At 49.4% G+C, this 21,878-nt stretch carries 24 protein-coding genes; all 24 read right to left on the bottom strand.

Annotation, left to right across the window (positions count from 1 at the left end; genetic code table 11):
* Nucleotides 1-20: 20 nt before the first annotated feature.
* Complete coding sequence (fabZ, locus tag M3212_RS04930) at nt 21-443, bottom strand: 3-hydroxyacyl-ACP dehydratase FabZ (protein ID WP_251192872.1); 423 nt, start codon at nt 441-443, stop codon at nt 21-23.
* Nucleotides 444-642: 199 nt separating this feature from the next.
* On the bottom strand, nt 643-963 hold the full coding sequence (locus M3212_RS04925; RefSeq protein ID WP_251192840.1) for a DNA-directed RNA polymerase subunit beta: 321 nt from the start codon (nt 961-963) through the stop codon (nt 643-645).
* Between the two features lie 110 nt (nt 964-1,073).
* The gene (locus tag M3212_RS04920; protein WP_251192839.1) at nt 1,074-1,916 is read right to left on the bottom strand and encodes a flagellar hook-basal body protein; all 843 of its coding nucleotides are present in this window, start codon (nt 1,914-1,916) and stop codon (nt 1,074-1,076) included.
* Between the two features lie 185 nt (nt 1,917-2,101).
* Nucleotides 2,102-2,923 carry a flagellar hook-basal body protein gene (locus tag M3212_RS04915; RefSeq protein ID WP_251192838.1) on the bottom strand — a complete coding sequence of 274 codons (822 nt, stop codon included), beginning with the start codon at nt 2,921-2,923 and terminating at the stop codon, nt 2,102-2,104.
* 29 nt (nt 2,924-2,952) lie between these two features.
* Complete coding sequence (locus M3212_RS04910; RefSeq protein ID WP_251192837.1) at nt 2,953-3,957, bottom strand: rod shape-determining protein; 1,005 nt, start codon at nt 3,955-3,957, stop codon at nt 2,953-2,955.
* A 109-nt stretch (nt 3,958-4,066) separates the two neighbouring features.
* Nucleotides 4,067-4,354, bottom strand: a complete 288-nt coding sequence (gene spoIIID / locus M3212_RS04905; protein WP_251192836.1) for a sporulation transcriptional regulator SpoIIID — start codon at nt 4,352-4,354, stop codon at nt 4,067-4,069.
* 96 nt (nt 4,355-4,450) lie between these two features.
* Nucleotides 4,451-5,110 (bottom strand): 3'-5' exonuclease, encoded by a 660-nt coding sequence (locus M3212_RS04900; RefSeq protein WP_251192835.1) that lies wholly within the window; start codon nt 5,108-5,110, stop codon nt 4,451-4,453.
* A 171-nt stretch (nt 5,111-5,281) separates the two neighbouring features.
* Complete coding sequence (locus tag M3212_RS04895) at nt 5,282-7,192, bottom strand: DUF294 nucleotidyltransferase-like domain-containing protein (RefSeq protein ID WP_251192834.1); 1,911 nt, start codon at nt 7,190-7,192, stop codon at nt 5,282-5,284.
* Nucleotides 7,173-8,834 carry a sodium:solute symporter family protein gene (locus tag M3212_RS04890; protein WP_251192833.1) on the bottom strand — a complete coding sequence of 554 codons (1,662 nt, stop codon included), beginning with the start codon at nt 8,832-8,834 and terminating at the stop codon, nt 7,173-7,175. Before M3212_RS04890 ends, M3212_RS04895 begins: the two co-directional genes overlap by 20 nt.
* A gap of 24 nt (nt 8,835-8,858) precedes the next feature.
* Nucleotides 8,859-9,161: a DUF4212 domain-containing protein gene (locus M3212_RS04885; RefSeq protein ID WP_251192832.1), complete on the bottom strand. Its 303-nt coding sequence runs from the start codon at nt 9,159-9,161 to the stop codon at nt 8,859-8,861.
* An 82-nt stretch (nt 9,162-9,243) separates the two neighbouring features.
* Entirely contained in the window at nt 9,244-9,495 is a 252-nt protein-coding gene (locus M3212_RS04880; RefSeq protein WP_251192831.1) for a hypothetical protein, read from the bottom strand.
* A 19-nt stretch (nt 9,496-9,514) separates the two neighbouring features.
* Nucleotides 9,515-9,691 carry a hypothetical protein gene (locus tag M3212_RS04875; protein ID WP_251192830.1) on the bottom strand — a complete coding sequence of 59 codons (177 nt, stop codon included), beginning with the start codon at nt 9,689-9,691 and terminating at the stop codon, nt 9,515-9,517.
* Nucleotides 9,692-10,062: 371 nt separating this feature from the next.
* The gene (locus M3212_RS04870) at nt 10,063-10,620 is read right to left on the bottom strand and encodes a hypothetical protein (RefSeq protein ID WP_251192829.1); all 558 of its coding nucleotides are present in this window, start codon (nt 10,618-10,620) and stop codon (nt 10,063-10,065) included.
* Nucleotides 10,601-11,131, bottom strand: coding sequence for an RNA polymerase sigma factor (locus M3212_RS04865; RefSeq protein ID WP_251192828.1), 531 nt, complete (start codon nt 11,129-11,131; stop codon nt 10,601-10,603). The genes M3212_RS04870 and M3212_RS04865 overlap by 20 nt, the downstream gene beginning before the upstream one ends.
* 192 nt (nt 11,132-11,323) lie before the next feature.
* The gene (locus M3212_RS04860; protein ID WP_251192827.1) at nt 11,324-12,148 is read right to left on the bottom strand and encodes an ABC transporter ATP-binding protein; all 825 of its coding nucleotides are present in this window, start codon (nt 12,146-12,148) and stop codon (nt 11,324-11,326) included.
* A 195-nt stretch (nt 12,149-12,343) separates the two neighbouring features.
* Complete coding sequence (locus tag M3212_RS04855) at nt 12,344-13,480, bottom strand: CaiB/BaiF CoA transferase family protein (protein ID WP_251192826.1); 1,137 nt, start codon at nt 13,478-13,480, stop codon at nt 12,344-12,346.
* 2 nt (nt 13,481-13,482) lie between these two features.
* Nucleotides 13,483-14,280, bottom strand: a complete 798-nt coding sequence (locus M3212_RS04850; RefSeq protein ID WP_251192825.1) for an enoyl-CoA hydratase/isomerase family protein — start codon at nt 14,278-14,280, stop codon at nt 13,483-13,485.
* A 364-nt stretch (nt 14,281-14,644) separates the two neighbouring features.
* A complete protein-coding gene (locus M3212_RS04845) occupies nt 14,645-16,147 on the bottom strand; it encodes a tripartite tricarboxylate transporter permease (protein ID WP_251192824.1) in 1,503 nt (500 codons plus the stop codon).
* A gap of 14 nt (nt 16,148-16,161) precedes the next feature.
* Complete coding sequence (locus M3212_RS04840; protein WP_251192823.1) at nt 16,162-16,683, bottom strand: tripartite tricarboxylate transporter TctB family protein; 522 nt, start codon at nt 16,681-16,683, stop codon at nt 16,162-16,164.
* A 23-nt stretch (nt 16,684-16,706) separates the two neighbouring features.
* Nucleotides 16,707-17,816 carry a tripartite tricarboxylate transporter substrate binding protein gene (locus M3212_RS04835; RefSeq protein ID WP_251192822.1) on the bottom strand — a complete coding sequence of 370 codons (1,110 nt, stop codon included), beginning with the start codon at nt 17,814-17,816 and terminating at the stop codon, nt 16,707-16,709.
* A gap of 85 nt (nt 17,817-17,901) precedes the next feature.
* Entirely contained in the window at nt 17,902-18,576 is a 675-nt protein-coding gene (locus M3212_RS04830; RefSeq protein WP_251192821.1) for a haloacid dehalogenase type II, read from the bottom strand.
* Nucleotides 18,577-18,857: 281 nt separating this feature from the next.
* Nucleotides 18,858-19,526, bottom strand: coding sequence for a GntR family transcriptional regulator (locus M3212_RS04825; RefSeq protein ID WP_251192820.1), 669 nt, complete (start codon nt 19,524-19,526; stop codon nt 18,858-18,860).
* A 195-nt stretch (nt 19,527-19,721) separates the two neighbouring features.
* A complete protein-coding gene (locus tag M3212_RS04820) occupies nt 19,722-20,258 on the bottom strand; it encodes a hypothetical protein (protein WP_251192819.1) in 537 nt (178 codons plus the stop codon).
* 214 nt (nt 20,259-20,472) lie between these two features.
* A complete protein-coding gene (locus M3212_RS04815; RefSeq protein WP_251192818.1) occupies nt 20,473-21,837 on the bottom strand; it encodes an aminotransferase in 1,365 nt (454 codons plus the stop codon).
* Nucleotides 21,838-21,878 lie beyond the last annotated feature (41 nt).

The following is a 21,878-nucleotide window of genomic DNA, read 5'->3' as shown; positions in this document are numbered from 1 at the left end:
GAAGTATCCTGCATCACACATTACTTGATGGCAAATGTAATGTCTGTTTCTGCCGCGACTTCTCCATTCACAGTAGCAAGAGCATGCCCCTTTCCTATAGGACCTTTAAAGCGTGTAATTTCAACCTCTAGCCTGAGCTGATCTCCCGGCTTGACCTGTCGTTTGAAACGGCAATTGTCAATCCCGGCGAAGAAAGCCAGCTTCCCGCGGTTGGCCTCCGGCTTCAATAACGCCACGGCTCCAACTTGGGCAAGAGCTTCCACAATCAGGACGCCCGGCATGACAGGATAGTCCGGGAAATGACCGTTAAAAAACTCTTCATTAATCGAAACATTTTTTATCCCAACCGCACGCTTTCCTTCTTCGACTTCAAGTACTTGATCGATTAATAAAAATGGATAGCGATGGGGTATTATCTCTTTGATCTCTTCAATTGTTAGCAAGTCATCCACCCTCTTAGCTCTTCTTTTTTTGTTATTATACCATAATCACACAGCCTGGTGGACGCTTCGCCGCTTGAATGTTAACAATTGATGTGATAATTCTGTAAACTTTTGTAAAGCAAAGATGGCAATGGCTCCTTTCACTGCTCGGCGCATTGCTTTGGACTTTTCACATGAAAGTCCATAAAAAACCGGGGTGTTATTCACCCCGGATAATGTCTAAAATATGATACCATGTTTCTGGTTTAAGGGCATCGGCTGGATCACCGTCTCCAATGATGCCGTAACCGACGATCAACCCGAGCAAAAGGCTGCCGCCAATTAACACGATTGACAAAAAAATACGCAGCCAGATCGGAATGAGACGCAAGCGCGGTCTCCGCGTCCGCTTGCTGGCGCTTGTTTTCTTTTGCTCGCCGCTTGCCAGTCGCCGCTCTTCCCTTGTCTTTGGCTTAACGCTACCGGTTTGAGCGGTGTTCTGTTGTTTTCTTTGCTTCAGCCGTGAATCTTGTTCAGTCATCGTTTTCTCCTTGAATCCATCGACAGGGTTGGCGGATGCCTTCATCCTTGCAGCAATCGCCCGATCTCAGCCTCATCAAAAAACAATGAAGCTTCACCCCCTACGGACAGTTATCTCCGAATCCCATTGACTAACCCAGCCATCTCATCCGCAATCGACATCGCTCTCGTCGTAAATTGGTAATGACGCTGAGTCGTCAGCAGTTCATTCATTTCCCGGCCCAAATCGACATTTGACCCTTCAAGCGAGCCTTGCATCAATCGCCCTTCATTAGCAGGCACCTCTTCAATTACGTCTTCCTCCGCGTAGCCCAGGGCCGCAAAGTCAGGAAGGCGGAAGAGGTTGTTCCCCGTTGCTTCCAGCAGCTGTGGCATATGGACATGGGTCAATGCCAGCTGTCCGGCGTCAAAGACCGTCCCGTCATTCAAGGTAATAGTAAGCATCCCTTCCGGACTAAGCTGAATCTCTTCGAAATCAAGCGGGAAGGAAATGCGCTCAAAACCACCGTTCAAAAGAAAGTCGCCGTTGCTCGTCACGATTGTGACGAGATCAGGGTTGTCCGGATCTTCACTCAAATAAAAAGCGCCGTCCCTCGTGAGGTACTCCACCTGTTCTCCGTTTTCCACTATCCCGATGCGAAAGAAATGGTTCGGCTCAGTAATCGCAAAATCAAGCTGACGATCGGTTCCAATCAAAGAACCTTGATCAAGCCGGAGAGCCGTAGAAGCGACTTTCGCGCCGACACCTGAACGGAGACCGGCCGGTGTCAGCCGTCCCATTTCATAATTCGGATTCGACTGATTATTGATTTGCTGATGGAGCAAATCGGAAAACGTTACTTCCCGTCTTTTAAAGCCCGTCGTATTCACATTAGCGATATTATTCGAAATGGTGTCGAGCTTCTGCTGGAGCTGCCCCGCCGTCGCCGACGCCGTTATCATTGATCTGTTCATCCGTTCCCCCTCCTTTAAGAAAACCCGTGGTTTTCTTAGAAGCGGCGCGCGAAGCCGTTACAGTCTTTTAAGGATTGCTGAAAAACCCCGCTTTCAGCCATCCGCGTAACGCGCGAAGCCGCCGCCCTTCCTCGAATCAACCCGAAATTTTTTATCCTTTACGTTAAGCATTCTGTTATCGTTTATTATCCAATTCGGCCAATCTCGTTAACGGCCTTGTCCATGCTTTGATCATACGCTTGCAAAATCCGCTGATTCGCTTCAAATGAACGATAGGCGTTCATCATTTCCGTCATCGTTCTTGCCGTGTCCACGTTGGAACGCTCCAGAAAGCCCTGCTGAAGCTGATAGGTCAGCTCGTCATTGCCGATCGCTGTCGGCAGCTCGCCTTCCCCTTCAAAGCGCAACAAGCCGCTACCTTCCTTAACCAGCTGAAGTGGATCATCGGCGTAAGCGAGATCAATCTGGGCAATAGGCGCTCCGGCCGGCGTCATGATTTGTCCGGCCTCATTCACCCGAAACTCCTCATTATCGACCTGAATCGGATTCCCCGCTGTATCAAGCAGATAATGTCCGTCCGATGTCGTCAGGAACCCTTGTCCATCAATGGTGAAATTCCCGTTTCTTGAATAGCGCTGCTCACCGGCTTCATTTTGCACGACGAAAAAAAGCGCGCCCGGACGGCCTGATTCCGTTGCCGGCATCACACCTTGCAAAATTGCTATATCCGTGTTATTGCCGGTTTCCATCATGTCCCCCTGACGAAAATTCGGCATCCGTTCCTGTAGATACACACCTGTCGTCAACGTACCGATCGGTCTTGACTGACCCGCCGGCATCTCCTGCGTCCCCATAGCCTGAATCAACATATTTGGAAATGAACGCAAAGAAGCCTGATCGGCTTTAAAACCCGGCGTATTGACATTGGCAATATTGTTCGTAAGCATTTCCTGACGCTGCTGCTGGGCAATCATCCCGGCCGCGGCCCCGTACATTCCACGAAGCATGGTGGCAACCCCCTTTTTAATTCTACACGTTAAATCCGGACTTTTTTATTCGACATTCGATCAAGGTTCTCAAGGATGATACCTGTCCCTTTCGCCACGCAATGCATCGGCTCTTCCGCGACAACGACCGGAACCTTCAGCTCTTCCGCAAGAAGCTGATCAATTCCATGGAGAAGCGCGCCTCCACCTGTCAGAATCACACCGCGGTCAATAATATCCGCTGAAAGCTCAGGCGGTGTTTGCTCCAACACTTGTTTGGAGGCTTGTACGATATAAGAAACCGACTCCGCCAAGGCGTGTTCAATCTCCTTCGAGTGTACCGTAATTGTACGTGGAAGTCCACTGACCATATCACGTCCACGGATATCCATTTCCTCTTGACGTCCACCTGGAAATACAGTTGCAACCTGCATTTTTATGCTTTCCGACGTTCTCTCCCCGATCAGCAGCTTATACCTCTTTTTAATGTAAGAAAGAATATCGGAGTCAAAACGGTCTCCCGCTACTTTGATGGAAGAGGAGGTGACAATATCACCCATTGAAAGAACAGCAACATCTGTTGTTCCACCGCCGATGTCCACGACCATGTTACCGCTCGGTTGAAAAATATCCATCCCAGCGCCGATTGCAGCTACTTTCGGCTCCTCTTCCAAGTAAACATTTTTGCCTCCGCTCTTCTCTGCCGCCTCACGAATTGCTTTTTGCTCCACTGACGTAATATTCGTCGGACAACAAATCAAAATACGCGGCTTTGAGAAAAGACTTTTTACATTTATTTTTCCGAGAAAATGCTTTAGCATCGATTCAGTCATTTCAAAGTTGGCGATCACTCCGTCCTTCATCGGACGTAAGGCAACTATATTTCCTGGTGTACGTCCAACCATGCGGAACGCTTCTTCTCCTACTGCGAGAACTCTCTTTGTTGATGTATCTACTGCGACAACGGATGGCTCATTTAAAACGATGCCGTTTCCCTTTACATAAATAAGGACGTTTGCCGTGCCTAAATCAATTCCAATATCTCGACCAAACATGTTTCCTTGCCTCCCTGTTTTCCGAACATCAGTCGCATTTCTTGTTACGATTTACCTAATTGTTAATTCTACCACAAATTTGTTCAAACAGGGATGGATTTACCAAATTTTATTGGCGTGCTTTTACAATTGGCGCTAATGGCTGCTCCTGTGTTTTACGGTACTTGACTTTCGTCGCTTCTCCCCCGCGCAGATGACGGATTGATTTATGGTACTCAAGTATTTCCTTCACCTCATTTGCCAGCTCCGGATTAATCTCTGGCAAGCGTTCCGTGAGGTCTTTGTGTACGGTACTTTTCGAGACTCCAAATTCCTTGGCTATTGTCCTCACCGTCTTTCTCGTCTCGACGATATACCTGCCTATCTTGATGGTTCGCTCTTTGATGTAATCGTGCACACGACTCGCCTCCCTAATTCTGTGATGGTGATTGGTACAGTTTATTAGGGTTCATAGGCAGATATACCATCTTCTTAAGGGGACGAGCGCGACTTTTCAGAATTGGAGCATCCGGCTGTTCATTTCACTGATCTCAATTAAGTCAGCCAGCGTCCCTTTCCCGCGCTGTTCGAGGAGATCAGCCAGCGCGCAAAATAAATGGGCTGTCGTCAACGCATCACCGAGCGCCTGATGACGTTCGAAGATTTCCGTGCCAAATTGCAACGCGTATTTTTCCAAATCAAGCATTTGATTGGAGGGGCTGATGAAGCCAATCAAATTTAATGTATCAAGGCAGATTGGAAAATTCAGCCGATGGCCATGCCGCTGTGCCTCCTTCTTAAGAACCATCATATCAAAGGCAACATAATGGCCTACCCAAATGCCGCCGGTCGTTTGATAAGCAAAATCTAAGAAGGCCTCCAGCGCCTCCAGCGCCAAAGGAGCGCGCTCCACTGTTCCCCCGGAAATACCGGTCAAATCTGTAATCTCAGCCGGGATTTCGCGGCATGGGTTAATATACGTGTGAAACGTCTCCCGTTGCACGGCCAGCTCCCGGACGGTCACGGCTGCAAGCTCGATCATCCGGTCATTTGCGCCAACGGCGAACCCCGTCGTTTCTGTGTCAAATACCGTAAACGTCAGATCACGGAGAGAGGTGTTTAACGGATACTCCGGATAGGGTCCACGCGGCAAAGACGGCTTCTTTTTAAACATATCAGCACCTCCTGTAAGCGGCTTTTCCTATAAGTACCAGGTGGCGCCCGCCATGAAAGCCAGGTATCTTCATGGCGAACGCAATGGGTGGGGCCAGTGACACGATCTGTGATGTGTTTTCTCACCCACTACATGTGGCGGACGAAGCCCCGCCTCGGCACCACCCGTCTTTTAAAAAGCAATCGCCTGATTTTGCAGGCTGCGAATCGCCCGCAACGCAAGAATCAGTTCCTCCTTGTCCTTCGTGCGCAACCGGCTGAACTGAATCTCACTTGTTGACGGCTCGCCAAGCTGGTAAGCATGCCACGCGCTTTGCAGCCGAATGCGAAGGACAACCTCATAGGCGAAACGGAGATCATCAACCGTTTCCCGGGAAAGAACATTCGTTTCGATCAGCTTTTCAAGCAGCTCAAGCGGTGTTCCATCGACAATTCCATGTCTCGCCGCCAGCAGCTGGATGCTGTGATGCAGCGGGAAAAGGGCGTGCTTTTTCCCATCAATTGTTTCCCGCTTCATCCTAAACAGGGCGCGGATAGGATGATCCAGCTGCGGAACGGGATGCTCCTTTTCCAGCTCCGCCATCCGATAAAGAAAAATTCGCGATTTGGCCAGCTGCTCCCTGATCACAGCGGTAAATTGATCATGCAGCTCCTCATCGCCATAAATTTGGCGAAATGACAAAAAATTATTGGCGAGCAGCAGATGCTCATTCGTCGCCCGCAGCCCCCAGCTCCGCAGACGCTCCTGCCAGGCAGAAATCGTCCCCCGCCATCTGTCTTCACTGGCCATCATTAGCCCGTCACAGCGTTTGTAGCCGGCCAGCTCAAGCTGCCGAACGATCTCCTTGCCCAATTCGCTAAAATATCGTTCAACAGCCGGCTCGTCTTCCGGACGCGGATCGGCATAGACGAGAAAATGATCCTGATCGGTCAGCATAAACTGCTCACCACGACCGCCGCTGCCCATCATATACCAGGCGAACGCGACCGGCGGCTCGCCCAGCCCCTGCCCGGCTAGATGCTTTAACGCCAGCTCAACGCAATGGCGCGCCAGCCGGTCATAGAGCTTTGTCATTACATCAAGGGTGTGGACGACCGGAATTTCGTCCTGAATCAAATAAGAAAGAACTTCGTACATCGCCGGCTTGAGCTTGGCGACCGTCGCTGAAGTCGCTTCCTCGATCTTTTGAATGACTCCTGTCACACCGCGATTTTTCTGCTGGAGCAAGTCCGAAAGACTGACCATCCCCGTCACCCGCCCCCGATCCATCACAGGCAGGTGCTTAATGCCGTTCATCAGCATTACCGACATCGCCTCGTAATAAAACGCGTCCCGGGAAATAATGAAAGGATGCGGCGTCATAATTTCCCTGGCGACTGTCCCGGCTCCCAGTCCTTTTGCCAGCACTCTTTCGACCAGATCTTTCTCAGTAATAATCCCGATTAATTGGTCATTATCATTGAGGACGACAACCGAACTGGTTGCCTTCCCGACCATCGTCGCCGCCACATCCCGGACGTCGTCCTCCATGTCCACAATAATAATCGGCACCTGCATCACATCCTGAATGCGACGAATAAATGGTTCACTCTCGCCCCATTGCTTGGCCAGCGTAACCTGTTCCGCTAACGAGGCGTAAATATCCCTCAATCTCACGGTCACCTGTTTCAGAATAAAGTCGCGGACAGTCGGCTCATGCCAGCGCAGTTCGATCACCGAGTAAGGAATGTGGAGGCAAACGGTCTCTTCCACGGCGCTAACCTCGACAGGATAGCGCTCCGGCTGCCCGCTTTTTTTCGCCAGAAAATCCGCCAGGCTCGAAAAGCCGATCATATCTCCTTTTTCCAGAACTTCCAGGACCTCCCGCTGGTTGCTCTGTGAGACAAAAACTTCCGCTATCCCCTGAAGGATGAGCAGAAGCCCCTGGCGAGGCGTCTTGGCATAAAGCACCCTTTCGCCTCTTTGATATCGCTTAAGCCTGCATTGATCGAGCAGTTCGCCAAGCTCCCGTTCAGAGAGCCCGGCAAAAAGCGGATGGGCATCAATGTCGGCAAGATGCTTGTTATCTTCCGGTCGATTCATCCATCCAAACCTCACCATCACGATAGCTCATTTGTTCTGGATAACGAAGGTCAACGACTTCATCCTGCAGCTTTTGCGATGGTGCCGCCGTCATTTTTGAGACAAGATAGCAGACAATCAGATTGATCGGTACACCGATAATGCCGGCGCCGGTATCCTGAATTCCCAAGATCGTAATGCCAGCCTGCGCCAAAAAGATGTAGGTCAATGTCACCGACAAACCGACGAGCATTCCAGCAATCGCTCCCTGGGCATTCATCCGCTTCCACCAGACGCCGAGAAGCAGCACCGGGAAGAAGGTTCCACCCGCCAGCGCAAACGCCCAGGCGACAATTTGCGTAATCACCCCCGGTGGATTAAGCGCTACGACACCGGCGACCACCGTTGCCAGCACAATCGCCCAGCGTCCGGCGGCCAACCGTTTGCGGTCGCTTGCCTGCGGATTAACAAGACGGTAGTAAATATCATGAGCAAAGGAGGAAGAGATCGTAATCAGCAGACCGCCCGCTGTTGATAAGGCAGCCGCCATCGCCCCAGCAGCGACCAAGCCGATGACAAACACACCGAGATTGGCGATTTCCGGTGTCGCCATGACGACAATATCATTCGAAATAATAATTTCCTGCCATTGCAGAATGCCGTCGCCATTCGTATCCGCCACCTGCAGCAGGCCTGTATTGACCCATGTTTCTGTCCAGGCAGGCAGCTGATCAATCGGCTGGTCAGCGACGCGCGTCATTAGAATAAAGCGGGAGAAGGCGGCATAGGCCGGAGCAGACAAATATAGAAGCGCGATAAACACAAGAGCCCACGCCCCGCTCCAGCGCGCTGCCTTCATCGTTGTTACCGTATAAAAACGGACGATAACGTGAGGAAGAGCGGCCGTTCCGACCATTAATGTAAACATAAGTGCGATAAACTGTGATTTATCACTTTCGGCAAACGGAGCAAAATACTCACTCAAGCCAAGCTCCCGGTCGAGTTGACCGAGCCGATCGACAATTCCTCCATACGTCAGCCACGGCAGCGGATTGCTTGTAATTTGCAGCGACATAAATACGATTGGAATGATATAAGCAATGATCAAAATCATGTACTGGGCCACCTGGGTCCATGTAATCCCCTTCATTCCGCCGAGTGTCGCATAAATTGCAATGACAACTACCCCGATCATCGTGCCATACATCGCCGGAATATTGAGGATTCGACCGATTACCACGCCCGAACCGGAAAGCTGTCCGATAATGTATGTAAAGCTGATTATAATTGTCGCGATTGCCGCAATAAGGCGGGCGGCGTTACTGTCAAAACGGTCACCGATAAATTCCGGTACCGTATAGCGTCCATATTTGCGCAGCTGCGGCGCCAGTAAAAAGGTGAGGAATAAGTAGCCGCCGGTCCATCCCATGATGTAGGCCAGACCGTCATAGCCCATGACCATAACGGTACCGGCCATCCCGATAAAGGAAGCGGCACTCATCCAGTCCCCACCGATCGCCATCCCATTCCACAATGGAGGAACGCCACGGCTGGCAACATAGAAGTCCGATGTCGCCTTCGCTCTGTTATAGACAGAAATTCCAATATAAAGGCCAAAGGTAGCCATAATCATTAAAGCCGATACGAGTGTTTGCTGGTCCATCATTGAACCCCCTCATTGTTTTTTTTAATGGTCTAACACTTTCCCTGAGCTGACCCGTGTGTTCTGCTCTTCGTCAATCCCGAATTTCCGGTCGATTCTGTCACTGATGACAGCGTTTACAAAAAGCAGAATGACGAACATCACAACGGCGCCCTGTGCTCCCATGTAATAATGTGCCGGCATCCCTAAGATCGTAAAGCGCGATAATGCTTCGGCAAAGGCGACCACGCCGAAGGAGACAATCCCCCCAATAATCAGGCAGATTATAACAAGCCAGGTCCGCGCCCGAAAGTAGGCTTCAGCAACACGTTTATCAATTTTTCTCATCCAGCTTCCTCCTTTATTCATTTTCATTCCGTGAATGTCCAGCGAGTTCCGGCAAGCATCCCCCCTTTCAAAATGAAGCGGATTATGACGCGCAAGGCCCCGTATAAAGGCATGCCTGACAGCGCCCGAGACGAATACGTTTTTTGGCGGCCCGCATATTGAGCAGCAGGACAACAGGTACAAAAAGAACAAACAATGGATGAACGATAAAAGTGACAATGAGCGTAACGAGTACGGGCAGTGCGCTGAGAAAGATCACATAACGCGCGAACGGCATCATTCTCCATGATTGCTGATGACATTTCGGGCAAACTGAATAGTCCGTCATTAGCATCCCTAACACTCCTTTTCTTTTATCGTAAACCGAAGATAAAGCGAACTGTTTCAAAAAAGCCGACGGGAACCATCGCGATCTGAACGATCATATAAAGAAAGATCGCCGCAAAAGGAACGGATAAAATAAGTGGATTTTTCAGACGAAAAGCTAGAATAATAGCGAGCAGCGTGACGCCTAAGAAGACATAAAGCAAATGTTTCTCCCCTTCCTTGAAAGCGCTATCATAAAAAGGAAACTGTTATTCAACCTACTCTATAACACGGCTCACCCTCTCTACTAGAGGGTTACACCACCTCAACCAAACAACACACAACGTGTTGCAGTACACATTATTTCAAATTTTAAGACAACTGTCAAGTATGGAAAAAGTTTGAAAAGGCTAGAAATAATGGCTATGGCAACGCCCGCAAAAGAAAACCGGCTAATTTTGCCTTTTTAAAATTTTTTCGGTGTTTTTTTTTAGAAGAGAAAGTTTTTTCAGCTAGAGCGAGGCGGTTGCATGGAAGAGGTTGTACCGCAAGAGGGAGCGACACAACCTGGCGTGAAATGCGGACACTTTAAGCTTCAGGATGATGGAAGATCCTCTCCTACAATTATCTTCCACCCTTTTCCTTTTTGAAAGCGGACCGAAAAGGTTTGCTCAAACGGACGGGGTTCCCGCTCATCTATAAACCTGATCGTCACAGCATATTCTCTCTCATTAACCTTGGTCAGCTCTTTCATACTGGCATGGGTAATTGTATTATCAATTGTTACATACTGGGCTAGTTGCTCTTCCTTATCGGGAAATCTGAGATCATCGGAATAGTGAACGAGCGCCTCTATATTTTTTGTTACTAAAGCTTCTAAATAGCTGTTGACCATTGTCTCGACTTCTTCCGCTTGCAACAGTTGGCTCGTTTGGTTACGCTCCAGAAAAGGAGTCACGGCCGGCACAGCCAGAATAAGAAACAAACTTGCCGCCACCGCAAGCGGGATGCTGTTAAACCTCCTGTTCGATTTGCGATTTTTTTGTTCGATGTTCTGATTTATACTCGCCTGTATGTTGTCCCGCTCCTGAGTAGTGAGGTTTAATTTCTGATCGAGACGTTTCATCATGTTGTTAAGGTTGAATTGATTCATCTACATCCCCCTCCTTTCTTAACCTCGTTTTCAGCTGATGCATTGCTCTCCAGACATTTGTTTTTACTTTATTTTCACTCCAGCCCAGAATTTCAGCCGATTCCTTTATCGATAATTCTTTGATTTTTCTTAATATGATCACTTCACGATAGGGCAGCTTTAAGCTCGCTATCGCCCGATACAATTCTTTCTCTTCTTCATTCAGCGCAAGTAATTGCTCTGGAGTTAACGCCCGGGACGGGGTCGAAGCCAAGTGATTCAGCAAGTATTGGACGGGCTTTTTCTTCCTCATAAAATCGATCGTTGTATTTCTGGCTATTTTCAGCAACCAGCTTTTTGCATTTCCTCCCTGAAACGAATCGACGTGCTCATATGCTCGAAGAAATGTGTCCTGCATAAGGTCTTTGGCCTGTTCATGGTCATTTATCATATAACGGATAAATTTATAGACCTCATTACTGTAAGCATGATACCAGTCATTAATCTTCTTTTGCTGCCAATCGCCATCCAATTCACAACTCCCCTCTCTGCTTTTACATTCTAAATAAACTAACGTATTTGCCCTGAAAAGGTCACATTTTTTCCTTTCTTCTCTCAAAAATCCCATAGGCCGCCAATAGAAAAACCACCCATCGAAGCAATCAAAAAGATTGCTTCGATGGGTGGTCGAACGTTTTATGGCGGTTACGGGGGCATGTTGACCTCAGTTCGTAATCGTCCGTTTTGAGGTAATCCGTACCCACGGTCGATCGTCTTCCCACTGTAGGGCGACCGGGACATGGAACGTTTGCTCCAGCAACGGCTCGGTCAGCACCGCGCGCTTTTCACCGGAGCCGACGATTTCCCCTTTATTGAGCAAAAGAGCGTGAGAAATCGACGGAACGATTTCTTCGATATGATGAGTAACATAGAGCAAGGTCGGGCCTTCCGGGTCCTGGCACATCTCCTCAATCGTCGCCAGCAGCTCTTCTTTTGAATAAATGTCCAGTCCGTTACAAGGCTCATCAAGAATTAACAGCTCCGGCGAAGCCATTAACGCCCGGCCAATCATCGCCTTTCGTCTTTCTCCCTGGGAAAGCGACGGAAAGTATTGGCTGCCGACATGGTCAATCCCAAGCTGCTTTAACAGCTTCCGGCCCTTTTCGATATCGGCCTCTGTCACCTCTTCATAAATCCCGACGGACGCGTTTTTTCCACTGAGAATAATTTCGAGAGCGGTATCACGCGTACGGTTCTGAAAGCGGTCATCCAATGATGTACTGACCCATCCGATTGATTTGCGCAGCTCCTGAATGTTGACTTGTCCAAAACGTTGTCCAAACACGGTCACAGCGCCACCGTTCGGCCATTGATAGCCTGTGATCATCTTGAGCAGCGACGTTTTGCCCGAGCCGTTCAAGCCGAGCACCGCCCAATGCTGACCCTTTTCGACCGTCCAGGACACGGAGTTTAGAATATGCTTCCCGTCCCGCTTCCAGACGATATCTTCGAGTTCAATAACATGCTGTTTTTTTGCTTCTTCGTTCATAACCATTCTCCTATCCGAGCGTAAATAACGATCTCTATCCTTACTTATTTGCGGTTTCTTGTCGAAATCCTGCCCCGCATCGGCTTTTTGTGTGAATATTGGGACAGACCGGGGCTTAACGGGGCGGTCAGCGTCCGTGTCCCACAGCGAAAAAACACGTTTTACAGATGGCTTCCCATCTTCTGTCTCCGGCTGTTAATAGCCGAGCCGTTTCAAAATTTCTTCCGTATGCTCACCCAACGCCGGCGGTGCGCTTTTAATCTCTGCCGGCGTTCTTGAAAATTTCACCGGGGTGCCGAGCATTTTTAGCTTCCCGACTTTCGGATGCTCTGTTTCAACGACCATTTCCCGTTCGAGCATATGCTGATCATTTAAAATGTCCGAGAACTTATTTACCGGGCCGCATGGAATTTTCACTGATTCAAACAGCTCGATCCAATGCTTGATCGGCTTTCTGGAAAAGACATCATTCAAGTAGGCGACAAGCTCTTTGCGCTGTCTGACGCGATCGGCGTTCGTCGCATATTTTTCCTGTTCAAGTGTTTCATCTTTCATCGCGCCGAGAAACGTCTGCCACATTTTATCATTCCCAACCGCGAGAATAAAATGACCGTCCTCTGCTTCAAACACTTGATAAGGCACGATATTCGGGTGCTCACTGCCAAGAGGAACCGGGTCCTTGCCAGAAGCGAAATAATTGCCGGCGTGATAGGTCGACCATGAAACGATCGTGTCGAGTAAGGACGTATCAATCCACTGGCCTTCACCTGATCTGTTGCGTTCAAGCAGCGCAGCCAAAATGCCAAAGGCGGCCCACATTCCCGTTCCGACATCAGCCAGTGAGAATCCGGCCTTCGTCGGCGGCCGGCCCGGCTCTCCCGTCACGGACATTAATCCGCCCATTCCCTGCGCCAGCACATCGTAGCCCGGCTTTTGCGCATACGTCCCCGTCTGGCCGAAGCCTGAAATGGAGGCGAGAATAATTTTAGGATTGCGCTCCTTCAGCACATCGTAGCCGATACCGAGCCTCTTGATTGTGCCGGGGCGAAAGTTCTCAACAACAACATCAGCCTCTTCAACCAGCTTGAGGAAAATTTCCTTATCGCGCTCTTCCTTCAAATTAAGAACGATGCTTTTCTTGTTACGGTTAATGCTTAAAAAATAAGCGCTTTCGTCCTCCACGAAAGGAGGCCCCCATTGGCGCGTGTCATCTCCGCCCGGGCTTTCCACCTTAATAATCTCGGCTCCGAGGTCCCCGAGCGTCATCGTACAGTAGGGGCCGCTCAAAATCCGCGTTAAATCGATCACCTTTATTCCTTCGAGTGCTGACATATCTATCCTCTCCTTTTGAAATTCGGCTTTCTTTTTTCAACAAAGGCGCGAACACCCTCAGGGAAATCAACTGGATCGACACTTGACTCCGTCCCGGTTTCCCACTGAATCGAGGTACTTGGCTGCGCGTAAGCAACAGAGCGCTTGACCGCCTTAAGCGAAGCCGGCGACTGCGCCAAAATCTGCTGGGCGATTTTCAGCGCGAAGTGGCTGCTGTCCGTATCCTGAGGAACCAGGTAGTTCAACATTCCGAGCTGATATCCTTCCTCGGCGTCAAGAATACGGCCTGTATAGACGAGATCAAGCGTCCGGCTTTTGCCGATTAACTGAACGAGCCGGTTTGTAAACGCATGGTTCAGCGTAATGCCGAGCCGGCCAATCGGCATCCCCAGCCTTGCCTCGACCGTACCGATCCGCAGGTCGCAAGCAAGCGCCAATTCAAGACCGGCTCCCATCGCCGGTCCGTTGACGACAGCAATTGTCGGCAGCGGGATTTTTTCAATCGTTGATATCGCACGCTCCATCGCCTGAAACGATTCCTCCGCCTCTTCCACCGTAAAGCGGTTAAATTGCTTAATATCGGAACCTGCGGTGAATTGCCCTTGTCCACCGCGGATGATAACAACCTTCGTCTTCGGGTTTTTGACCACTCTTCGGCCAATTCTCGCGAGTTCTTCCCACATTTCTTTCGTCATCGCATTCCGTTGCCGCGGCCGGTGAATCGTAATAATCGCCATTTCTGCACTTTCCTGAAGGATCATTTTACAATCCTTCTCGATTCTGCTAATTGTAACTTTCATACGCTAACCCCCCGATATGAGTTCGCTTGATCCGGTCGACAATCGACTTATCTTTAGTGTAGTATATAATTCTGATTATTACAACAATAAGATTACTATGCGGGATACTCGTGCGTTCATTCAGGGTTCCGAGCGTACATTGCGCTGTTTTTTTATTTATTTTTGATTCAACCATCCTAATCTGCGCGTCAAAGCCAGGACAAATAGTCGACCAGGCTCTCTCCTCCCATTGAAAAAAGGCTCTCTCAAAGGATAACAATACCCTTTGAGAGAGCTTCACTCATGTTGCCCCGAACCTCCGGCGCTTCTTTCTGGTTACCCGGAAAAAGCGGAAATGAAGCTTGCCTGCTCCTTCGATACCGCTTTAGTCCTGTGGCATTTCCCGTTTGGTGAACAGTCTTTTCAGCAGCGGGAAGAACAGCGCCAAAACCGTCAGCGTGAGAATAATGCCACTTCCCGGTCGGGTAAAGAATCCAAGAATGCTACCTTGGGTGATCATCAGTCCCTGGCGAAGCCCCGTCTCGATAATTTGTCCTAAGACAACCCCAAGGACGACGGCAGCGAGTGAAAAATGGTAGCGCTTCAGCACGTAGCCGACAAGCCCGAAGAAGAACATAATCCACACGTCACCGATCCGGTTATTAATTGCGAACGACCCGACTAGCGCGAGGAGAATAATCGCCATTCCTAAATATTCATACGGCACATCGAGCACTTTTACTAAATAACGAATCGCGATTAGCACGACAAGCGTCATCAGAATATTGGCGATGAACATTCCGCTGAATAAGGTATAGACAATCTCCGGATTCTGATCAAATAAGAGCGGTCCTGGCTGAAGGCCATGAATTAAAAACGCGCTTAAAATAACCGCTGTCACCGCGCCGCCTGGAATCCCAAGCGTTAAAAGAGGAACCATTGCGCCGCCGACAGCGGCATTATTTGCTGCTTCCGGCCCGGCGACTCCATCAATATTTCCTTTTCCGTATGACTCCTTGTCTTTCGAAACGGAAACGGCGGCACCATAGCCGACAAAGGCGGCGATCGTCGCTCCGGCTCCCGGTAAAAAGCCGATGACGGTGCCGATCACACTTGAGCGAAGCCATGTATTCTTAACATTGGCGACATCCTCTTTCGTCGGCATCGCAAAGCGCGGAACCTCTTTACCACCACCCGGCATCTTTTGCCGCAATGCTTTTTTATGCAATCGCATAAAAACCTCTGACAGCGCAAATAAGCCGATAATTGCCGGAACAAAGTCAATCCCGGACATCAGGATCGTCGAATTGAAGGTGTAGCGCGCCACTCCCGTGATCACATCAAGACCAACCGTCGCCAGAAAGAGACCGAAAAAGACCGATACGAACGCTTTGAGCTGATGATTGGCGTCGATACTCGCCACGACTGTCAAGCCGAGAAGCCCTAAGGCAAAGTATTCGGGAGGTCCGAACGAAAGCGCGATTTGCGCTGCCTGCGGCGCCAAAAATGTAATCGCGATGACGCTAATCGAACCGCCGACCAGCGACGAAATTGCCGCCATCCCTAACGCCCGGCCCGCATGCCCTTGCCGGGCGAGCGGATAACCGTCGAGCGCCGTCATCGCCGCCGGCGCATCCCCTGGTATGTTGAATAGAATCGCCGCAATACTACCGCCATAAATCGAAGCGGCATAAATCGCAATCATGATCAGAAAGCCATTCAAAGGCTCCATTGCATACGTAAACGGAATGAGCAGACTGATCGCCGTAACCCCGCTCAATCCCGGAACGACACCGAACAAAATCCCGATCAACACGCCCAGGACGACCATCATAAAATAGACAGGATGAAAGACCGTCTGCCATCCTAAGAGAATACTTTCCATCATTCACATCCACCTCCTTAATAGAAGAAGTAACTCGCTTCCCTGAGGACTCCGACGCCTCTCGGGAGAGGAATCGTTAAGAAATTCCCGAAAACATAGGTCAGAAAGACGAGTGAGATCAGAGCAAACGCGATATTTTTCACCAGTTTCATCTTCATAATGACGCCGCACACAACAGTGAAAACCGCAGTCATCACAATAAAGCCCAAATACGGCAATAGGAGGAGATAGAAAAAGATCGCTGCGACGATCCCTAAAAGACGGGCATTCGTAAACTGCTGAATATACTCAGTCTCTTCTTGTTCATCCACTTTTTCCTGCTGCTTCTTTTTTATCGCCTTGACAAAAGTTACCGCCGAGAGCACACAAAGCAGCACGAGCAGCAGCACCGGCCAAAATTGGGGGCCGACGGACTCACCGGAGTCCCGCAATGGAGAAATACGAATATGCAAATTAACCGTGACGATCAAGATTAGACTCACAAAAAAGATACTGCCAGTGACAAACACCTCACCATAACGATGAAAAAAACGACTCAAACCGCTCCCTCCTTTACGCATGTTCATTCCATATAGCCAAGATCGCGCAATAGTTGCACGATAGTCTCACGCTCTTCCTCTGCGTGAGCTCGATAGTCCTCGTAATCCAGGTACCCGTCCACCATATGAAAATAGGAATCCTCTTCAAATTGCCGATAGTGTGGCAGGTTTGCCGCCGCATAAAACACATTGTGCAAGTAAACGGTAATTTCCGGGTCAAGATGACCAGGGGCATTCATCCCTCTCCAACGCCCAATCGAAATGTCGATGCCAAGCTCCGCTGTAGTCGGCGCATCAATGCCAACGAACGGTTCATCACTCGGCACGAGCAATGGACGAATCTGTCCGGCACGGTACAGGTCAATCACCGCTCCCGTTGTTTCGTGCAGCACGTCAATGTGGCCTCCCAGCACACTTGATACCCGCTCGCCCGACGCATTGCTTGGAATATAAGTAAATGAAGTGCCAAGCTGATTGTTCATTTCCATAATCCGCAATTCGTCATCAGCCAACGCCCCAGCGCCGGTGAACGTTACACTGCCGGGATTCTCACGATCGGCTTCAATCAGATCCTCCCATGTTTGATAGGGCCCATCGCTGCGCGTCCAGAACACCTCGGTCGGTCCCTGGTTGCGAATGATGAATGTCGTATCATCAATAAAGCTATACGGCTGTTCTCCTAACGTGTCATTAATGACCTGGGAGGTGATCGCTCCGTAAATCGTATAACCGTCAGCCGGCTGCGAAAGAGCGTAGGCCAATGCCACTTCGCCATTCCCGCCCGGCATATTATTCGGAACGAGCGTTACACCGAGAATTTTCTCAGCGTCGCGGCTGATTTGCCGGGCATAAAGGTCCGACCCTCCTCCTTCACCCCACGGAATAATGTACTCAATGTTCCGCCGCGGGAAGTCGTCCGGCCTCGGAATCCATTCGCGCAGCTCGGCAATTCCCTCCTCTTCCGTCAGCTCTCCTTTATGGACACGCTCTGTAATCTCATCGATCCCGGCAATCACATCATCATTGTCAATCGCCGCATATAGCTCCGGCTCATAGGTTGTACGATCACTGCCACACGCGGATAGCAAGAGACAGACTATCCCTGCCAGCACCGTAATAAATGCTTTCTTCATGTTCAAACCCTCCAATACGACGGATAAGAAACCGCTTACAAAATTTCGGACGACAGTCGACAATATATGGTCAGAACAGTTTATCTTAGAGATACGCCAGGAGCTCTTCGATCCTCTGAAAATGGTACGTAGGCTGATAGCTTAAATCAATCGGGAGGGCGTTCATCCGATTTGCCCAGGCGCATGGAATCCCGGCGGAAATTGCACCGACGATGTCCGGTGCCGACCCGGCGACATGAAGCATTTGCTCTTTTCTGCCCCCGGTCTGTTCATAAGCATATTGATAGACCTGCGGGGCTGGCTTATAGCAGCCAATCTCCTCGGCGGAAAAAATGTAGTCAAAGCCTGCGCCAAACCGATTTTGCAAGGAGGCGAGCATCTCCTGTCCTCCATTTGAAAGCATCGCGGTCGTATATCCTTTCTCCTTGACACGCTCAACCGTTTGACGGGCATCCTCCCAAAATTCAAGCTCACTCCATTTCTGCACAAGCCGCTCCTGATCATTCTCGGAAAGTTCAATCTGATGGGCATAAAGCGTGTGGATAAGTGTCCGCTTTGTCACTTCCTTAAATCCGAGGAAATTTCGTTGTAACGAGTTTAGCATCATTAAATATTCATACTGCTTTGTTCGCCACATTCGAAAAAAAGCGGTGACATCCTGATTGACGAATTGAGGATGGCGCGCCAAAACCGGAATAAAAGTACCTTCGATATCGGCCAGCGCACTGAATACATCAAACGTTACCAAACGACAGCTCATAATGACCTCCTATCTTTTCAATTATTACTGCCAGTATATGAATGGTTGTTCAGAAAATGTCTGTCATTTGGAAAGAGAAAGGTTGCTAACATGTGGATAAGCCGTCCGACGGCACTTTCGTTGATACACTTTTTTCAGGATTTATGCCTGATTGTCATAAAAGGGGTTCGGTTGAGGCAGAGGCAAGGGCTTTGCTGAGCCTCCAAAAAAGCACTTTTTTGGAGGCCGCCGGCTTTTCCCGTCAGGAGTACGGCGAAGCCCTTGCCTTTTTGAGAGGCTGATTATTTTTTATGAGGAAAGATTTTTTGCTCAATCCGGCTGATGATGCCCTGATTGTGCATATCTAAAATGACGCGCGCTTCCTCGACAAGGCCCTTTTTGATTAAATCGAGGATGACTTTATGTTCTTCAATGGATTTGCGCACATGGGCCTCTTCCAGAAAGGACATCCGCTGCAACACGAGCAATTGCCGGCTGAGCCGGGTGTACATATCTTTAATCGTTTTACTCCCGCTCATTTCGATCAGATAAAGATGGAAGGTCTGATTTAACAGCGCATACGCCTTATCATCGCGGGAGTCAAGCGCGTCCATCTCTTTGATCGTGTCCTCCATTTGCTTTATCGTGGACTGCTTTTGCTCCAAATCGGCCAGACGTTTCATCGCTAAGCCCTCAAGCATCATCCGCAGCTCGAGTAAATCGTACACTTCCATTTCGCTGTAGCCTTTAACCACAGCACCACGCCGCGGAATCCGCTCAATCAATCCATCAGTTGCTAATAGATAAAGAGATTCGCGAATCGGCGCGCGGCTTGTGCCAAATTCCTTCGCATAGTTCGCTTCGATAATTTTTTCCCCCGGCTGCAACTCACCACTCATAATTTGATTGGTAATTTTCTCAGCAATTTGATGAGACAAGGACGTATTTCGTAACGGATCGTTTTCTGGCATTGTATTCATCCCCTAAATGGTCGACAGTCGATTTTTGCAATCATTATAGTATAAGTTTACTGGAAATACAATGTGGGAGAAAGGAGTGGCAGGGCAGATAGAGGGTGAGAGACCTGCTCGGTCTTGAAAGAGGATGGAAATGGCATCTGACATGCTTGTCAAAGAAGCCGGATCAGATACCATCTTAGCCCGGATCTAGACAGATTGCTTCTTCACTTCATTAATGTTAAAAACAAAGTCAAAGTCAATTCCCGTGATTTGCTGCTCATGATGGTAGCTGACATAGTAGATAATCTCGTCATCAATATGGTAGGTAATTCCGTCATAGCCGTGGTTCAGCAAATATTCTTTTATAATTGTCCCAACCCATTTCAATGTCTCCAGTGAATCAGGCCCTGAATGCAGTTCCGGAAAGTCATCGGTGAACTTCCAGCTTAACGCATCCTTTTTCAATTGCCGCTCACTATAGGTGTAGTTGACAATAAACGGGTTGTGAAATTGAACGGTCTGCTTCAGCACCACCGCCAATTCCTCCTCTTCCACTTCAGCATGACAAAAGGCGTAATGCGCCGCCAATTCAACATCGTTAATGAGATAGATTCCCGGTCCGAACAATGATTTGGCAGCTACCCCATTTTGAAAATCTCTAAGCTCGCTGCGATTGTATTTCTGGTTTTTGACGACTTCCTCCGCTTCCTTAAAGCTTATTCCCCGATATACCGTTCTTTTCATTCGATTTACCTCCCTTAAGGAAAATAGTTAATCAACTGAAAGCGCTTACACCATTGAAGGTCCAGAAATAAAGGACACAGTTATCCTTACACCTGTTTCGATGGGAATCTTTTCTCTCTTTTTACATGTTATCACAAAAGTGCAAACCAAGGACCAATGATTGTAAAAAAACCTCTCACAAAAAATCTGATGTGAGAGGTTTTCCGGCTTTTGATTAAAGTTTCGCAGTCTGCTCCCGCAGCACGGTATCGATCACGCCTGTTAAAAAGTGAAGATCGTCTTCGGTTGATGACAACGGCGGTGCAATAATCAGGACGTTCTGATAGCCTGGAACCGTGTCGCCGTTGCGACCGATAATCAGCCCTTTTTCCTTACATGCCGCCAATATCGCGGCGACCTTTTCATCGGCAAGCGGCGCTTTTGTCTGTTTGTCCTCGACAAGCTCGATTCCGTATAAGAAGCCGATTCCGCGCACTTCGCCAACCTGCGGAAGTGTTTCCAGCTGATGAAGCTTGCTGAGAATCGTTTGGCTCATGTTCGCGACGCGCTCGACGATCCGCTCTCTTTCCAGAATATCAATACTCTTCAGTGCCACAGCGCAGGCCGCCGGATGTCCACCAAATGTTGAGATATGCCGGAAGTGGGCTTTATTTTCCTGACCCTTGAACTGCTCATATATATCGGAGCGTACCGCTGTCGCCCCGAGCGGAAGATAGCCGCTCGTTAATCCTTTCGCCATCGTGATGATGTCAGGCTGCGCCTTGTCGGAATGCATGAAGCCAAACATTTTCCCCGTCCGTCCGAATCCGGAAACCACCTCATCCAAAATAAGCAATACATCGTATTTGCGGCAAATTTCAGCGACCCTTGTTAAATAGTCCGCTGACGGAATGATCACGCCTCCACCCGAAATATACGGTTCGAGGATAATGGCTGCGACTGTATCCGGCTCCTCCCAGTTAATCACTTCCTCCACATAGTCGGCTGCCGCGAGATCGCTGGTCGGACTGTCGCCAAATGAACTCCGGTAGCTGTATGGAGGCGGCACATGAAGAAAGCCCGGCGCGCTTGGTCCATATTTCGTTTTTCGGTTCGCTTGTGCGGTCGCGCTCAGCGCTCCCAATGTTGATCCGTGATACGCCCGGTATCTTGAGATGATTTTATACTTTTCAGGCTTGCCGTTCTGGGCATGGTACTGGCGGGCGATTTTAAAAGCGACCTCGTTCGCTTCAGAGCCGCTATTGCTAAAGTACGTCGTATACGACCCGCCGAGCTGCTCGCTGATCTTCGTCGACAGCTCGATTGCCGGCACATGGCTCATTGTCAGTGGTGAATAAGACATGCTGAGCAGCTGGTCGTAGGCGGCCTGGGCGATTTCCTGCCGGCCATGACCGAGATTCAGACACCAGAGACCGGAGACACCGTCTAAATATTTCTTCCCGTCCGTCGCCTTAAACCACGAGCCATCCCCTTCTGAAACGATCATCGGCGCCGTATTTTCATTGTACTTAGCCATCGAATGCCAAAGGTGGGCCCTGTCTTTTTCCACGAGATCCTGCTTTTCAGCTTCCACTTTCATGCTTTCAACCTCCCATGTTTAATGGCTTTTTGAATATCAGT

The organism is Halalkalibacter oceani, from assembly GCF_023715705.1.
GTDB lineage: Bacteria > Bacillota > Bacilli > Bacillales > Bacillaceae_D > Halalkalibacter > Halalkalibacter oceani_A.
The sequence above is the reverse complement of the archived record's forward strand: the minus strand, read 5'-3'. Positions and strand labels throughout refer to the sequence as shown.

Excerpts from the sequence above, each read along its gene's own strand:
- M3212_RS04890 (WP_251192833.1), bottom strand. The coding sequence starts at position 8,834 with ATGGACCAGCAAACACTCGTATCGGCTTTAATGATTATGGCTACCTTT.
- M3212_RS04915 (WP_251192838.1), bottom strand. The coding sequence starts at position 2,923 with ATGCTTCGTGGAATGTACGGGGCCGCGGCCGGGATGATTGCCCAGCAG.
- M3212_RS04910 (WP_251192837.1), bottom strand. The coding sequence starts at position 3,957 with ATGTTTGGTCGAGATATTGGAATTGATTTAGGCACGGCAAACGTCCTT.
- M3212_RS04880 (WP_251192831.1), bottom strand. The coding sequence starts at position 9,495 with ATGCTAATGACGGACTATTCAGTTTGCCCGAAATGTCATCAGCAATCA.
- M3212_RS04835 (WP_251192822.1), bottom strand. The coding sequence starts at position 17,816 with ATGAAGAAAGCATTTATTACGGTGCTGGCAGGGATAGTCTGTCTCTTG.
- M3212_RS04895 (WP_251192834.1), bottom strand. The coding sequence starts at position 7,192 with ATGAATCGACCGGAAGATAACAAGCATCTTGCCGACATTGATGCCCAT.
- M3212_RS04855 (WP_251192826.1), bottom strand. The coding sequence starts at position 13,480 with ATGTCAGCACTCGAAGGAATAAAGGTGATCGATTTAACGCGGATTTTG.
- M3212_RS04870 (WP_251192829.1), bottom strand. The coding sequence starts at position 10,620 with ATGAATCAATTCAACCTTAACAACATGATGAAACGTCTCGATCAGAAA.
- M3212_RS04845 (WP_251192824.1), bottom strand. The coding sequence starts at position 16,147 with ATGATGGAAAGTATTCTCTTAGGATGGCAGACGGTCTTTCATCCTGTC.
- M3212_RS04925 (WP_251192840.1), bottom strand. The coding sequence starts at position 963 with ATGACTGAACAAGATTCACGGCTGAAGCAAAGAAAACAACAGAACACC.
- M3212_RS04815 (WP_251192818.1), bottom strand. The coding sequence starts at position 21,837 with ATGAAAGTGGAAGCTGAAAAGCAGGATCTCGTGGAAAAAGACAGGGCC.
- M3212_RS04920 (WP_251192839.1), bottom strand. The coding sequence starts at position 1,916 with ATGAACAGATCAATGATAACGGCGTCGGCGACGGCGGGGCAGCTCCAG.
- M3212_RS04830 (WP_251192821.1), bottom strand. The coding sequence starts at position 18,576 with ATGAGCTGTCGTTTGGTAACGTTTGATGTATTCAGTGCGCTGGCCGAT.
- M3212_RS04850 (WP_251192825.1), bottom strand. The coding sequence starts at position 14,280 with ATGAAAGTTACAATTAGCAGAATCGAGAAGGATTGTAAAATGATCCTT.
- M3212_RS04900 (WP_251192835.1), bottom strand. The coding sequence starts at position 5,110 with ATGTTTAAAAAGAAGCCGTCTTTGCCGCGTGGACCCTATCCGGAGTAT.
- M3212_RS04820 (WP_251192819.1), bottom strand. The coding sequence starts at position 20,258 with ATGAAAAGAACGGTATATCGGGGAATAAGCTTTAAGGAAGCGGAGGAA.
- M3212_RS04825 (WP_251192820.1), bottom strand. The coding sequence starts at position 19,526 with ATGCCAGAAAACGATCCGTTACGAAATACGTCCTTGTCTCATCAAATT.
- M3212_RS04885 (WP_251192832.1), bottom strand. The coding sequence starts at position 9,161 with ATGAGAAAAATTGATAAACGTGTTGCTGAAGCCTACTTTCGGGCGCGG.
- M3212_RS04860 (WP_251192827.1), bottom strand. The coding sequence starts at position 12,148 with ATGAACGAAGAAGCAAAAAAACAGCATGTTATTGAACTCGAAGATATC.